The sequence below is a fragment of the Neisseria sp. P0021.S005 genome (assembly GCF_051956955.1).
The window spans coordinates 1-13,996 of sequence record NZ_JBQCWY010000048.1 but is presented as its reverse complement, the minus strand read 5'-3'; the positions used below and the strand labels follow the sequence as shown (position 1 = coordinate 13,996).

10 protein-coding genes are annotated in these 13,996 nt (G+C 50.9%); 5 read left to right on the top strand and 5 right to left on the bottom strand.

Annotated elements, in window-relative coordinates; translation table 11 throughout:
- Window positions 1-1,695, top strand: a 1,695-nt coding sequence (locus ACTHUE_RS04915) for a 3'-5' exonuclease (protein ID WP_440423071.1), incomplete at its 5' end; no start/stop codon positions are given.
- Between the two features lie 255 nt (window positions 1,696-1,950).
- On the opposite strand, the gene ACTHUE_RS04910 is transcribed toward ACTHUE_RS04915, so the two are convergent.
- Window positions 1,951-2,427 carry a hypothetical protein gene (locus tag ACTHUE_RS04910; protein ID WP_063068390.1) on the bottom strand — a complete coding sequence of 159 codons (477 nt, stop codon included), beginning with the start codon at window positions 2,425-2,427 and terminating at the stop codon, window positions 1,951-1,953.
- Window positions 2,424-2,675, bottom strand: coding sequence for a helix-turn-helix domain-containing protein (locus ACTHUE_RS04905; RefSeq protein WP_049331660.1), 252 nt, complete (start codon window positions 2,673-2,675; stop codon window positions 2,424-2,426). Before ACTHUE_RS04905 ends, ACTHUE_RS04910 begins: the two co-directional genes overlap by 4 nt.
- A 67-nt stretch (window positions 2,676-2,742) precedes the next feature.
- Between ACTHUE_RS04905 and dndC the strand changes: the two genes are divergently transcribed.
- The 4 genes from dndC to ACTHUE_RS04885 are packed head-to-tail and all read left to right on the top strand — an operon-like array spanning window position 2,743 to window position 7,739.
- The gene (dndC, locus tag ACTHUE_RS04900; protein WP_049331662.1) at window positions 2,743-3,855 is read left to right on the top strand and encodes a DNA phosphorothioation system sulfurtransferase DndC; all 1,113 of its coding nucleotides are present in this window, start codon (window positions 2,743-2,745) and stop codon (window positions 3,853-3,855) included.
- Window positions 3,852-4,076 (top strand): DNA modification system-associated small protein, encoded by a 225-nt coding sequence (locus ACTHUE_RS04895; RefSeq protein ID WP_004518986.1) that lies wholly within the window; start codon window positions 3,852-3,854, stop codon window positions 4,074-4,076. Before dndC ends, ACTHUE_RS04895 begins: the two co-directional genes overlap by 4 nt.
- Before the next feature lies 1 nt (window position 4,077).
- On the top strand, window positions 4,078-6,132 hold the full coding sequence (locus ACTHUE_RS04890) for an AAA family ATPase (protein ID WP_440361225.1): 2,055 nt from the start codon (window positions 4,078-4,080) through the stop codon (window positions 6,130-6,132).
- An 11-nt stretch (window positions 6,133-6,143) separates the two neighbouring features.
- Entirely contained in the window at window positions 6,144-7,739 is a 1,596-nt protein-coding gene (locus ACTHUE_RS04885; RefSeq protein WP_049331668.1) for an FtsK/SpoIIIE domain-containing protein, read from the top strand.
- A gap of 86 nt (window positions 7,740-7,825) precedes the next feature.
- On the opposite strand, the gene ACTHUE_RS04880 is transcribed toward ACTHUE_RS04885, so the two are convergent.
- The 3 genes from ACTHUE_RS04880 to ACTHUE_RS04870 form a co-directional block, all read right to left on the bottom strand.
- Window positions 7,826-11,113: a DUF2339 domain-containing protein gene (locus ACTHUE_RS04880; RefSeq protein WP_440361224.1), complete on the bottom strand. Its 3,288-nt coding sequence runs from the start codon at window positions 11,111-11,113 to the stop codon at window positions 7,826-7,828.
- A 177-nt stretch (window positions 11,114-11,290) separates the two neighbouring features.
- A complete protein-coding gene (locus ACTHUE_RS04875; protein WP_440361223.1) occupies window positions 11,291-13,573 on the bottom strand; it encodes a sel1 repeat family protein in 2,283 nt (760 codons plus the stop codon).
- A gap of 45 nt (window positions 13,574-13,618) precedes the next feature.
- Window positions 13,619-13,996, bottom strand: a 378-nt coding sequence (locus ACTHUE_RS04870) for a DNA polymerase (RefSeq protein ID WP_440423069.1), incomplete at its 5' end; no start/stop codon positions are given.

Sequence of the window (13,996 nt, the reverse complement as noted above, 5' to 3'; positions counted from 1 at the left end):
CGCATGATTGAGTGCTACGCCGAATACGACAAAATCTGCCAACGCGAAGGCGTGGTCGATTTTGCCGAACTCATGCTCCGCAGCTACGAAATGCTGCAAAACAACGAAATCCTGCGCCAGCACTACCAAAACCGCTTCAATCACATTTTGGTCGACGAGTTCCAAGACACCAACAAGCTGCAATACGCGTGGCTGAAACTGATTGCCGGCAACCACGCCGCCGTCTTTGCCGTCGGCGACGACGACCAAAGCATTTACCGATTCCGCGGCGCAAACGTCGGCAACATGACCGCGCTGATGGAAGAATTCCACATCGACGCGCCCGTCAAACTCGAACAAAACTACCGCTCCGTCGGCAACATCCTCGCCGCCGCCAACGCCGTCATCGAAAACAACGACGAACGCCTCGGCAAAAACCTGCGCACCGACGCTGAAGCAGGCGACAAAATCCGCTACTACTCCGCCTTTACCGACCTCGAAGAAGCCCAATTCATTGTGGACGAAACCAAAGCCCTCGAACGCGAAGGCTGGGATTTGGACGAAATTGCTGTCCTCTACCGCAGCAACGCCCAATCGCGCGTCATCGAACAAAACCTGTTCCGCAGCGGCATTCCCTACAAAATCTACGGCGGCCTGCGCTTTTACGAACGCCAAGAAATCAAACACGCCCTCGCCTACCTGCGCCTTGCCGTCAATCCCGACGACGACAACGCCCTCTTGCGTGTGATTAACTTCCCACCGCGCGGCATCGGCGCACGCACCATCGAAAACCTTCAGACGGCCTCAAACGAACAAGGCATCACCCTCTGGCAGGCAGCCTGCAATGCCGGCGCAAAAGCCACCAAAATCGCCGCCTTCGTCCGCCTGATTGAAGCCCTGCGCAACCAAGTCGGACAAATGCCCCTGTCCGAAATCATCGTCGGCATCCTCAAAGACAGCGGCCTGACCGAACACTACCGAACCCAAAAAGGCGACAACCAAGACCGCCTCGACAACCTCGACGAACTCGTCAACGCCGCCATCGAGTTCAAACCCGAAGACAGCAACTTTGAAACCCTGCCCGAAAACATTTCAGACGACCCCGCCTTCCCTATCCTCGCTTTCTTGAGCAACGCCGCCCTCGAATCCGGCGAAAACCAAGCAGGCGCAGGTGAAAAAGCCGTCCAACTGATGACCGTCCACGCCTCCAAAGGCTTGGAATTCAACGCCGTCTTCCTCACCGGCATGGAAGAAGGCCGCTTCCCCAGCGAAATGAGCCTTGCCGAACGCGGCGGCCTCGAAGAAGAACGCCGCCTCATGTACGTCGCCATCACCCGCGCCCGCAAACGCCTCTACATCACCATGGCACAGCAACGCATGCTTCACGGACAAACCCAATTCGGCATCGTCTCCCGCTTTGTCGAAGAAATCCCGCCCGAAGTATTGCACTACCTGTCCGTCAAAAAACCCGCCTACGACAGCTACAGCAACACGCGCCAAACCTCCATGTTCAAAGACAAAATCATCGACGACTACAAACAGCCCCAAACCTACGCAGGCTTCCGCATCGGCCAAAACGTCCGCCACGCCAAATTCGGCACCGGCGTCATCATCGATGCCGTGGACAAAGGCGAATCTGCCCGACTGACCATCAACTTCGGCAAACAGGGCGTAAAAGAGCTGGACACCAAGTTTGCGAAATTGGAAGAGATGTAGAAGGGAGATGGCAGAGGCCGTCTGAAAACGGGAGGAGCAATTTTGCCGAAACCTCCGCCGTCATTCCCTCGCAGGCGGGAATCCAGAAGTAGAAATGTAGGTTGGATACTCGTATCCAACAAAAACATTGACGCGTCTATCGTTTCCGAAAAAAACGCTGTTGGAAAATGTCGGATTCGAGAATCCGACCTACGGCTGCTGCTTTTGGGGTGATGAAAAAGCAGCCTGCACTTTAAATTTCACTCGTTTCCCTGCTCATAAGATTTCAAACAATTGTGCCAACAGCACATCCTGCAGCACCACCCGCGTTTCGGCCTGCCGAAGCAGCCGTGCGAGTAGTGCATCGATTTCTACGCCCGAAACAGTTTGACGCAGGCTGGATAAAGCCTTCATGCGGTTTTTTTGTTCGAATGCATCTTCCATACCAGGTTTGACACAAAAATACCAAAACGGCTCGGTCCTCATGTGGTAGAGCGGCATGCCGAAATTTTCTTGGTGGTATGCGTTTGCCACCCACCGCTGCCATTGCTGTCTGAATATTGCCTGCCATTCTTCCAAAAGCGTATCCGAAAAATCAATTTTTTCTGTGTGCAGGCTGCCTGATTCATACAGCAGGCATAAACTGTATAGAAGGATGAATTTATGCGGGGCACGGTTGTTTGCTTGTGTAAAACTTGTATGCAGGCTGCGGAATTGTTCCGCATATTTTAATAATGCTGCCAAATCTTTCATACCGCTTCCTCCTGCAAACTTTGCAATACCTCCTCCGGTTGCCAATTCAATGCGCGGCAATAATCAATAAACTCAAAGATATCCAGCCGCCTGTCACCTGTTTCCACTTTTCCTACGAACGAATGCACCACATTCATCCGTTCCGCCAATGCACGCTGCGACAACCCCAAATCCAATCTTCTGCGGATAAGGAGTTGTCGCAAATAGGTGTGTTCGGCAGAGTGTACCGACAAACGAATATTTCTCATGCGCTCCGATTTTAGGTACAATCACGCATGCACCTGTTTTAGGTGCAAATAAGAAATATGTATAAAAATGACCGTAATACCCATACACCCTGCCAACCCGTTCGACGCTATACGCCAAAACATCACTGAAGAATATTTGAGCGAAACGCAGCACTACCCTTGGATTGTTACCTTTTCAGGCGGCAAGGACAGCACCCTTGTCGCCCATTTGGTGTTTGACATGCTGCTTTCGCTGCCGCCGATGCTGCGGACGCGGCAGGTGTTCTTCATTTCCAACGACACGCTGGTGGAAAGCCCGCTGGTGGTGAAACACATGCGCCAATCTTTGGCAGAAATCCTGCGCGCCGCCGAAATTTTCAGGCTGCCCGTCAGCGGCGAAATCACCGTGCCGAAATTGCAGGACACGTTTTGGACGCTGCTTATCGGCAAAGGCTACCCCACGCCCAACCGCTCGATGCGCTGGTGTACTGACCGCCTGAAAATCCAACCAACCAGCGGCTACATCCTGCAAAAAGTAAACGAAAACGGCAAAGCCATCATCGTGCTGGGTGTGCGCAAAGACGAATCCGCCACCCGCAAGGCCAGCATAGAAAACCACAAGAACCTGGAAAACAGCAACCTGACCCCGCACGGCGATTTGAAGAACGCGCTGGTGTACCGACCAATTGCCGATTTGAGTACCGACGATGTGTGGGAATTCCTTGCTGCCAACGACCCGCCCTGGGGAGGCACACACAGCGATTTAATCAAGCTCTATCGCGAAGCCGCCGGCGGCGAATGCCCGATTGTGCTGTCGCAGGAAGAAGCCCCCGGCTGCGGCACTAATTCCAGCCGTTTCGGCTGTTGGACGTGTACGGTGGTCAATAAAGATAGAAGCCTGCAAGGATTTGTGGATGCGGGGAAAACCGAATTTGCACCGTTAATTGAATACCGCAACTGGTTGGTGGATATCCGTAACAAACCCGAATACCGCCAGGCCGAACGGCGCAACGGAAAACTCACGTTCAAAGGCGGAAAACACATCCCCGGCCCGTTCACCATCACGGCGCGGCAGGAAATGCTGGCGAAGCTGCTAGACGTGCAGGCTGCTTTCGGCGAAGAACTGATTTCGCAGGACGAAATCGACCTAATCAAGCAGATTTGGACGGAAGATATTTTGAAACAAGGAGACAGACGATGAACCCGGAAACCGAAGCACAAATTGCCGACCTGCTGCTGTGGCGCGACCCTGACGCGCGCCATTTGCTGGAAGCGGCCGCCGAAAAACACAATGTCAAAATGGAAGCGGCGGCAGAACTTCTTGCTTGGGCGCGCCAGGTGCGGCGCAAGGGTGACAAATACGGCGGCATGAAGCAGAAGCTGGACAAAATCTTCGAACAACAGGATTTATGGGGGGAATAAGGTGTATATCAAACGGATAAAACTGAAAAATTTCAAATCCTACGCCGAAGCCGAATTTGAATTTCCCCCACCTGAAAAAGGGCGAAACCTGATTTTGGTCGGGGCGGAAAACGGGCACGGTAAAACCACGCTGCTGGAAGCGATATATCTGTGCCTGTATGACAAAGACGCGATTGACAATTTCCAGCGTGCCGGTTTGGTCGACAGCGGATTCAAATACCGCGATTTCATCAGTCAGTCCTTATATAAGGAAGCCACTGCCGCCTTTGCGCGCTCTTATGAAATAGTGCTGGAAATGGATTTGATGGAAAGCTATGCCTTTGGCGAACAGGGTATCCGTATTGTTCGTAAATGGTATTTCGACCATTTGGGCCTCTATCAGGAAGAAAGCAACCAGCTGCTTTTGTATTACATAGGCAAAGACGGCCTGAAAAAACCTATAGACGGTGAAGAAATCCAAGAATATTTGGAAGATTACGGCCTGCCGTCAGAATATTCTGCTTTTTTCTTTTTTGACGGCGAACAATTGGTCAATATCGCCAAGCAGTTTGGTGCGGGCGGCTGGATGAGCGGCGCGCTGAACAAACTTTTGGGCATCGACCTGCTTAAAGCCTTGCAGGCAGAGGTGAGGGAATACGGGCAGAAGCTATACAGCGAAAAGGCGGGTGGCAGGCAAAAAGAGCTGCTTTCTGAAGCCGAACGCCGTTTTCAGGCTGCCTCTGAAGAGTTGGCGCGTCATACCGAAACCCTGCAACAGTGGCAGCGGCAGAAGCAGGAAACCGAAGCTCGGCAGGACGACTTGCAGATGCGGTTGCGGGGCGCGGGCAGCACGCAGCATTCCAAAGAGCTGATTGCCCAAATCGAACAATGTGAAGCCGAAACCGCCCAACTGAACCAAAACATTCAGGCAGCCTTGTTAGCCTTGCCGCTTGCCCTACTGCCTGAAAGCGATATCACCGCCCTGAAAACACAACTTCACGGTGATTACCGCCGCCTGCTGCACGAGCAGGGCAAAGAGCAGAACGCGCACCGGTTGGAAGAATTCTGGCAAGCGTTTTCCACCAATCCCAACACGCTGGAACTACTGACGCCGAAAATCCTGAAAGACGAACTGCTCAAACGTGCTCTGAACGAATCATGGAACGTTCTGTTCGATAAACTGCCGCCAGATGCATCTGACCCCATGCAGCACAATTACTTGGACGATTCATGCTTTCAGGCTGCCTTCGAAAACATCGCCCGCATCACATCGCCTGACAACGACCTCGGCAGCCTAAACAAAGAGAAAAATCGCCAGGAAACCAAACTGGCCGAGCTGAAACGCTGCTACGAACAGCAGAAAGACAGGCTTGTCGATTCCGACCGCCTGCGCGAAGAATTGGAGCGTGTTCAGAAAGAGCTGGCCGAAGCCAACCAAAAACTCGGCGGCGTGCAAAACAGCATCGAGCGCAGCCAAACCGAAGTCAACCGCCTGAAAACCGAATGGGAAACCCTGCAACAGGAACTGATAGACAGCCTGCCCAAACAGCAAAAGGCCGAGCGTGCCGAGGCCGTGTGCCGCCTGATAGACGACTTGGCCGTGCAACTGCGCCGCAGCAAACTGGATGCATTCCGCAAAACCGTAAGCAGCCTGCACAAGAAAATCGCCCATGACAAACAAATCGGCGACATCGAAATCGGCGAAGACGGCAGCCTGTCTCTGTACAGCCAAAACGGCACGGCTATCGACTTCCAGCCGCTTTCGCACGGTGAAAAGAAAATACTGGTGCTGACCCTGATTGCCGCGCTGGCCGAAATTACCGACTACCAGGTCCCCTTCGTGGTCGATACCCCGCTCACATCTTTGGACACGCGCCATTGCGACAACCTAGTGCGATACTGGATGAATTTAAACCGCCAAGTGATTATTCTGGTGCAGAGTGCCGAAATCGGTTCCGAAACCTATCAAAAGCTCAACGCACAAGGATGCATCGGCAAGAGCTACCTTATCCGTTCTCAAATCCTGCAAGGCGGTGGAAAATGCGCCACCGTTACCCCGCACGCCTATTTTGAATAAAGGGAAACGCCATGTACGAATTGGACGACGACAAAATCTGCAACGACAAATACTGGGTAACGCTGACCGAAAACACCCACATCAAATCCAGCGGCGAAGCAGCCAAAATCCTAAAACAGCTCGAAAGCGACGGCGTGCTGCCTAAAATGCAGAACCATGAATGGGCGCGGCTGTGCATCGCCTTCTGCTTTGCCAAAACCAAAAATATCAAAGATTGGGAACAGAAACCCAGCATGGACGGTGGTTTGGAAATCGCATCGTTCAACACCTGCTTTAATCAAAACGGCAAAAAAGGCGAAGAAAAATTTTGGCTAGCCTACATCAGCCAGCGCATGTTTGACGAAGTGCCAGAACGGAAATTCACCAAAAAACACTTGTTTGCCTATATCCAACTGGCGTGGCACAACGGCGCGAAACTGCTGGAGGAACGTTACCGGAAAGCCTTGGACTACTGTGACAGCAGCATCGTGGAAGCCAAAAAAATATTCTTTGACGAACTGGCCGGCTTGGCGGCGCAACACAGAGACGGTGGTTCGGACGGTGCTACACAGGCCGTTTCAGGCAGCCTGCACCCGGCCGCTTCCGCTATGGAAGAACAAACCTGCATCAAACTCAAAACCGCACTGGACAAAACAGTCGGCAAGGGCGGCACGATACAACCAGAATACGGCGGCGTACGCTACGACTGCCTGCGCGTGCAGTTCGACCGCTATGTGGATTTGGAAAAATACCACAGCCAGATTTGCTCCGAATTAGGCATCGGCGATGATGAAATGCGCTGCGGACGCATACGCGGCGAAGCCAATACATGGCACATCAATATCCTGCGCCCGCAAGACACTTGGCGGCAATACGGGCAAAGTGAGTTTCAGACGGCCTTACAGCAATACCGCGCATCGGCACAGCAATTCAGATTGCCAGTGTGTATCGGTTTAGACGAACGCGGCGAACCCGTGTTTCAAGATTTTGCCACCGCGCCGCATGTGATGGTAGGCGGGGAAACGGGGGCTGGGAAATCGGTACTGGTGCGCTCAATGCTGGCTTCCCTGTTCGAACTCGCTCCTCAGAATGAAACGGAAATCGTCGTGTGTTATTGCAAAGTTTCTGCGGATTTCGCCGCCTTCAAAGACCGTCCGAATTTATGGCAGGGGCGCATAGTCAGCGATGCGGAAGAAGCTGCTGAAATATTGTCGTCTTTTGCTGACGAGATGGATAAACGATACCGCCTGATGGACGAATACGCTGCAAAGGATATTGCAGAAGTCCCACAGCACGCCCGTCCAAAATATGTTGTTATCGTGATTGACGAACTGGCCGACCTTATCGATGTCAGCAGTGACGCAGAAGGGCATTTAGTACGGCTGGCACAAAAAGCGCGCTCCGCAGGAATGTATCTGTTATTGGCAACGCAACGCCCCGATGCGAAAACACTCAGCGGCCGCCTACGTGACAACCTGCCGACCAAAATTGCGTTGAAAACAGGCAAACGCCAGTCTTCCGAGATTATCTTGGGCGAGCGCGGTGCTGAAAACCTGACGGCCAAAGGCGATCATTTGGTCAAATGGAACAATGAAGCAGCACGTTTTCTGCACGGGTATAATGTATAATTTGTTCAACCATCCTTTGCAAAGGTCTCAGGCCGTCTGAAACTTAAATGGGGTTTCAGACGGCCTTTTCCTTTGGGGATTAGTGATTAGGCTTTAGGTTCGCCATCATTCTCTGCTTTGGGCGGAACGGGTGCAAACCAGCCGACCAGAAGCAGCAGCAGGCCGACGATGATGAAGGAGGCGATGCGTTCGATACCGCCGCTGTTGGAAAGCTCGATCAGGAAGAGTTTGACAACTACGATGCCCATCAGCGTCGCGCCTGTCATCCAGTAGGAACGCTGTTTGCGGCGGTTGCCGAGTACCATCAAGATGATGGCGGTTACCGCCCAAACGACGGAGAGGCTAGCTTGCAGGCCGAAGGATTGCAGCATGATGTCGAGACGCCAAGTGATGCCGTCGTAGAAATGCCATACGCGCATCACGCCTGCGCTGATCAGCATAAATGCCAAGGCGGAAACTGTGGTTGCCGTGGTACGGCGAAGGTCGGGCGGTAAGGCTTCGGGCAGAGATTTCAGTGCAAACCAAAGCATGCCGGCGCTGGCGAGTTCCACCGGATTGAGCACGGGAATATACGGCAACGGTGAAGGTTGGAACGGCGTGGAGAAGTTGGTCCACAGCATCCAACAGGCAGCGGCAAGGGCGCACAACGGCATAGCAAAATGCTGATAAATGGCTTGATGCCGTCTGAAAAATTCGCGGTGGCGCTGCGTATGGAAAACAATCCACATCGCCAAAGGCACAACCAGCCATGAGAGCTGCGACCAAACGCCGGAGAGAAGACCACCGACATACAGCGCGGTCCAAAGCGTCCAAAGTACGCCGAGTATCGTGATATTGAGTTTGTGCAACCAAATCAGATCATGGCGCGGATAGTTGTTCAGAATAATGAAGTTCAACACGGTAGCGGCGGCAAGCGGCAAGGCTGCGGCGGCTGTCACCGCATGTTCGGTATGGTAGGAGAGGAAATGCAGGCCAAACAATGGCAAGAATGCCAAATTGGTTTGCAGAAGCTCTTCCCATTTCAGACGTTTGGCAAACAGCAGCAGGCCGGCAAATATCGGCCACAGCCACAACTGGGTAAACAGGGTTTCCTCGCCTGTCCATTGCATATAAAGGGCGTAGCTGCCTGTCGCCAACGCAGTAAGCAGGATGATCCAGCCTGCAACCTTCGCAAAGTAAACCTCGTTTCCTTCCGGCTTTTCGGTGTTAACCGGCACGCGTGGATATTGCAGCGCGTAGGCAGCCGCAAACAGCAAAGGCGTAGCGGCAATAAGGTACAGATGGCTCAGGAAACCTTGGGATTCATAAATAATACCGGCTTGCAGCAACAGGGCGAACAATACATTGCCCAAGGTAAATGTGATAAACACATTCGGCTCGTGTTTGCGCCGACAGAATGCCCACGCCGCCGCCAAAGCGGAAAGAGCGACAATGCAGCCGCGCTCGGCCAAGAAGAGCAAAGGCAAAATAGAGATGTACAGCAAGGCGGCAGACAACACGGCCGTCTGAACAGATTTTTCCCATTGCGCCGAACCTTCGCGACGCGAGAAATACCACAATAAATAAATCGCCGCTCCGCCAAGCAACACCACAACCGTCGTAAACCACTGCCCTTCCAAAACGGTATCGGTGCCGAAGTTCTGATAATTGCCCAACTGAATCAGTGCCGCCAAGAGATAAACCATCAGCGCACCCAAACGGATATGCGGACGCTGTTGACGCAAACCGAAGAAATAAACCAATGCGGATTCGGCACTCCACAAGATAACCGTATTGCTCGGTTCAAAATAAAGCGGAACGGCAATTGTGAGGAACAACACCGCCAACGCAAAAAACGCCTGACGCAAAATATACAAACCCTGCTGACGTTTCAGCAGCAGCGCGGCCAGTCCGTAAACAGCGGCAAAACCCAATGCGGAAAGCGCATCCGCAGACGGCCAATGCTCCACCATGCGGTATTGCAGGCCGAACGCTGCCGCCATCGTGCCAAACAATAAAGTATGGTCGAGGACATGCACGCGCAGGCCGTGTGTATAAATACTCTTGCCGATTTCTTCCAAAGTCGCATTGTCGGCAATCGGCGTAACGCCGTCTTCGCTGTTTTCCGTCAACTTACGGCGTGCGAACAGATACGCGATAAAGGTATAAAGCAGCCAGTGGTAAATCAAGAAAGGCTCGGTAGTGGCGAAATGTTGCGGCGTATAACTTCGCATGCCCCACAGCGCGGCAATGGCAAAAGTAGCGACAAAACCCGTCAGGTTCAGCGGACGCCATGCCTTAAACCACGCAATCGCGACCACACCGCCGTTGAGCAGGGCAAGATAAGAAAACAGCACCAAATAATTGCCGCTGCCGTCTGAAGTCAGCAAAGGCGCGGCCATACCGCCGATTAAAGCAACCTGCGCCATAATCTGCGCATTCTGCCTTACCGCCAGCCACGCCATCAGCACAACCATCGCCACCATCAGCCCGAACACGACCGACACAGGCAGCAGCGGATGTAGTTTCAACGCCGCCAAGGCCGTCAGATACATCACCGCCACGCCGAAACCCTGCAACACCAAGCCATATTCACGCTTACGGCTTTGCAGCTTCCAGCCGCCGACCACCGCCGCCAAACCCGCGCCTGCCACAGTCAGATAACGCAGCTCCACCGGCACATGAACCCGCTCGGAGGCATAGCGCAACAAAAACGCCAAGCCGAGGAACAGCACCACAATACCGGTTTTCAACAGCGGATTACCGCGCAAGAACCAAGCAACAATCGGATTGTCGGAAAACTTATACTCTCCTCCTTCCACCTTATCTTTATGGATAACGAATTGACGCGATGGAGCCTCTTCGTTTTCAGACGGCATCGAAGCAATAACAGCCTCTTCCTTAGGCAGCTCTTCTTGTTCAGCAGCAACCGGAGCAACCGCCTCGACAACTTCTTCCACAACAGGCTCAGACGAAGCAGCAGCCTTGGCAGAAACAGGATTAATAGGTATAGAAAAAGAAGGAGCAAACGCCTCTTCAATTTTCTGCTTAACAGGCGCAGCTTCCGCTTCAGACTCAACCCGAACCTGAAGCGGCTCAGAGGCCGTCTGAACATCTGCAACAGCCCGAGCCTCAAGCCCTTGCCCTACCTTCGCCTCATCACGGACAGCCTCATGCTCCAACACCGACAAACGCCGTTTCAGCAGCTCGATTTCCTGCTCCAGCTTTTGCATCCTATCACCTGCCGTAGCAGATTCAGCCAAACGCTCTTCTTGGCGTTGTTTGGCGATTGACCAAGCAACCAGCCAAAACAACGACCCAATAATGACGCCGGTGAACATCTCATCAGCAAAATAGCCGATAATAATAGGAATAAGCAGGCCAAAAAACTGCATGAAACACCTGTTTGATAACAATAAGAATATGCCGATTGTAACACCGGCAACATTATTCATGAAAAAAAGAGACAAACGGCCGAGAACAAAAGCATACGGCGAATAGAATGTAGAGAATCGGCATAGAAAAAAGGCCGTCTGAAAATGTTTAAGGATTTTCAGACGGCCTGAGATTGATTAATCCTTCTTAATCGGCGGATTAGCATTAATCGGCAACGACGAGCGGGAAACTTTAACGTTTGGATAATATTTCCGCATCAAATGCTGAAACACTTCCGCCTTGCGCTCTTTTCCGCTCTTTTCGTAATTCGTCCCCAAAATCACTTCATCCACAATATCGCGTATATCGGCATAAGGCAGATAGACGGATTTTGTGGTTTTGCAATATTCGATTTTGTCCGAACCGATTTGTTCGATTTTCAGCAGACGGAATTCTTCCTCATCGCGGAAAGCGAAATCTTTAAAAAGATAACGGATATATTCCAAAGCTTTTTTGTCTTCATCGCTGATATTATTAGATTTTTTCATTAACTCTATCAACGCTTCTTCAAGCTTGTTGATACGCAATTGATACAAACTTGGATTTTTTCCTACAGGCTTTAATCGAATGCCGAATTTTTGGTTGTTCTCATTCATCAACCATTTCTTACATTTCTCTTCAGCAACATATTCATCGTAATAAGCGATATAAGCCACCTGATAAAGTGGCAGGCTTTCATCTTCTAAACCCGCTACATCTACCTTCGCTAATTCTTTTAAACCTTCGTTCTGTTTGTTTGTAAAACCTCCGAACGAAGCAGAAATATCAGGCTCTTTCAACCAATCTCCGTTTTTATTAAATACCAAGCAGCAGCCCGATGCTTCTACTCCATTTTCTTTGCCATACAAACGGAACTGGTTCAAATCGTTGACGCGGCTGGAGAAACAGGTAAAGAAAGCATTATGGACAGGGCAGTCAGCCTTGTTTTCCAATTCCAAATCCTGCAGATTCAACAACTCCAACAGCCCTTCCCCTTCGGTCGGGTCGTTCATATAAGTGGAGCTGCCAATTCTCATCGGACTAACCTTATTACTATCAACAGGAACTTTATCATCGGCTTTATCACTAACAATGCCGAATAATCTTTCGCATACTGAGGGCGAAGTATAATGGGCAAGAGGAATTGACCCTAATTCCATAGGCGGGATATTTAAAACTGCCAGAATGGTAGTAATGTCGTCTATTACTGTTTTTTCTTTTTGAGTTCCAAATAAATCTCCCTGTATTTTCTGTTTTTTCCAGTCAAAATATCTTTCCCAGTTTTTTTGAATTATGGCTTGTTCGAAATAACAACGGCCTAACCAAGATTGTGCATTGTTTTGTTTTTGAAGGCTGTTTGGCTTGTCTGCCAGCTGTTTAGCAAATTCCAATGATTGTTGGAAATGCTCAACTGCCCGTCCAAATAACTGTTCTGCCTCCTTGCCTTTGGCTTTTAGTGCCTGCTCAAAATAGCAACGGCCAAGCCAAGATTGGGCATCGATTTGTTCTTGAAGGCTGTTCTGCTTATCTTCCAGCTGTTCGGCAAGACTCAATTGCTGTTGGTGGTGTTCAACTGCCTGCTCAAATAACTGTTCCGATTCCTTGCCTTTGGCTTTCTTCGCCTGCTCTAAATAGCAGCGCCCTAACCAAGATTGTGCATAGATTTGTTCTTGAAGGCTGTTTTGTTTATCTTCCAACTGCTCGGCAAGCCTCAATTGCTGCTGGTGGTGTTCAACTGCATTTCCAAACAACTGTTCCGATTCCTTGCCTTTGGCTTTTAGCGCCTGTTCAAAATAGCAGCTGCCTAACCCAAATTGTGCATTGTTTTGTTCTTGAAGGTTGTTTTGCTTGTCTGCCAGCTGTTTGGCAAATTCCAATGATTGTTGGAAATACTCAACTGCATTTCCAAACAACTGTTCTGACTCCTTGCCTTTGGCTTTCTTCGCCTGCTCTAAATAGCAACGACCAAGCCAATATTGGGCATTGATTTGTTCTTGAAGGCTGTTTTGCTTGTCTGCCAGCTGTTTGGCAAATTCCAATGATTGTTGGAAATGCTCAACTGCATTTCCAAACAACTGTTCTGACTCCTTGCCTTTGGCTTTCTTCGCCTGCTCTAAATAGCAGTGGCTAAGCCAAGATTCGGCATAGATTTGTTCTTGAAGGCTGTTTTGCTTATCTTCCAGCTGTTCGGCAAGCCTCAATTGCTGTTGGTGATGTTTAACTGCCTGCTCAAACAACTGTTCCGAATCCTTGCCTTTGGCTTTCTTCGCCTGCTCTAAATAACAACGGCCAAGCAAAAACTGAATATCGTTTTGCTCCTGAATTTGGCTATTTTTATCTTCAATTTTATCTAAAGCCTGATTCAGCTTCTCAATCGCTTCGTCAAATTTTTTCTTATTGAATAACTCTACACTGTCGTCAATTAAATCTTGAACACTCATTACTTTATTCCTTTCTCAAAACAATCTGTTAACCACCATACTATCTCAATGTGCCTCTTCCCAATTCATACCCACGCCCACTTCTGCCACCAGCGGCACGTTCAACATCCCTTCGTCCACTTTCGCCATAATCTGCGACAGTTTTTCTTTGACTAAATCCAGCTCTGCCTCAGGTACTTCCAACACCAATTCGTCATGCACCTGCATAATCAGTTTGCTTTGCAGGAGGTCGCCTGAAAGCCAGCGGGATACGTCTATCATGGCGCGTTTGATGAGGTCGGACGCGGTGCCTTGCATGGGGGCGTTGATGGCGGCGCGTTCGGCTCCGGCGCGGGCGTTGGCGTTTTTGTTGTGGATGTCGGGCAGGTAGAGGCGGCGGCCGAACAGGGTTTCGACGAAGCCTTGCGCGGCGGCTTGTTCTTT

What these genes read in the sequence shown, in the direction of transcription:
- ACTHUE_RS04910 (WP_063068390.1), bottom strand. Translation starts at nt 2,427, where the DNA reads ATGAAAGATTTGGCAGCATTATTAAAATATGCGGAACAATTCCGCAGC.
- ACTHUE_RS04905 (WP_049331660.1), bottom strand. Translation starts at nt 2,675, where the DNA reads ATGAGAAATATTCGTTTGTCGGTACACTCTGCCGAACACACCTATTTG.
- dndC (WP_049331662.1), top strand. Translation starts at nt 2,743, where the DNA reads ATGACCGTAATACCCATACACCCTGCCAACCCGTTCGACGCTATACGC.
- ACTHUE_RS04895 (WP_004518986.1), top strand. Translation starts at nt 3,852, where the DNA reads ATGAACCCGGAAACCGAAGCACAAATTGCCGACCTGCTGCTGTGGCGC.
- ACTHUE_RS04885 (WP_049331668.1), top strand. Translation starts at nt 6,144, where the DNA reads ATGTACGAATTGGACGACGACAAAATCTGCAACGACAAATACTGGGTA.
- ACTHUE_RS04880 (WP_440361224.1), bottom strand. Translation starts at nt 11,113, where the DNA reads ATGCAGTTTTTTGGCCTGCTTATTCCTATTATTATCGGCTATTTTGCT.
- ACTHUE_RS04875 (WP_440361223.1), bottom strand. Translation starts at nt 13,573, where the DNA reads ATGAGTGTTCAAGATTTAATTGACGACAGTGTAGAGTTATTCAATAAG.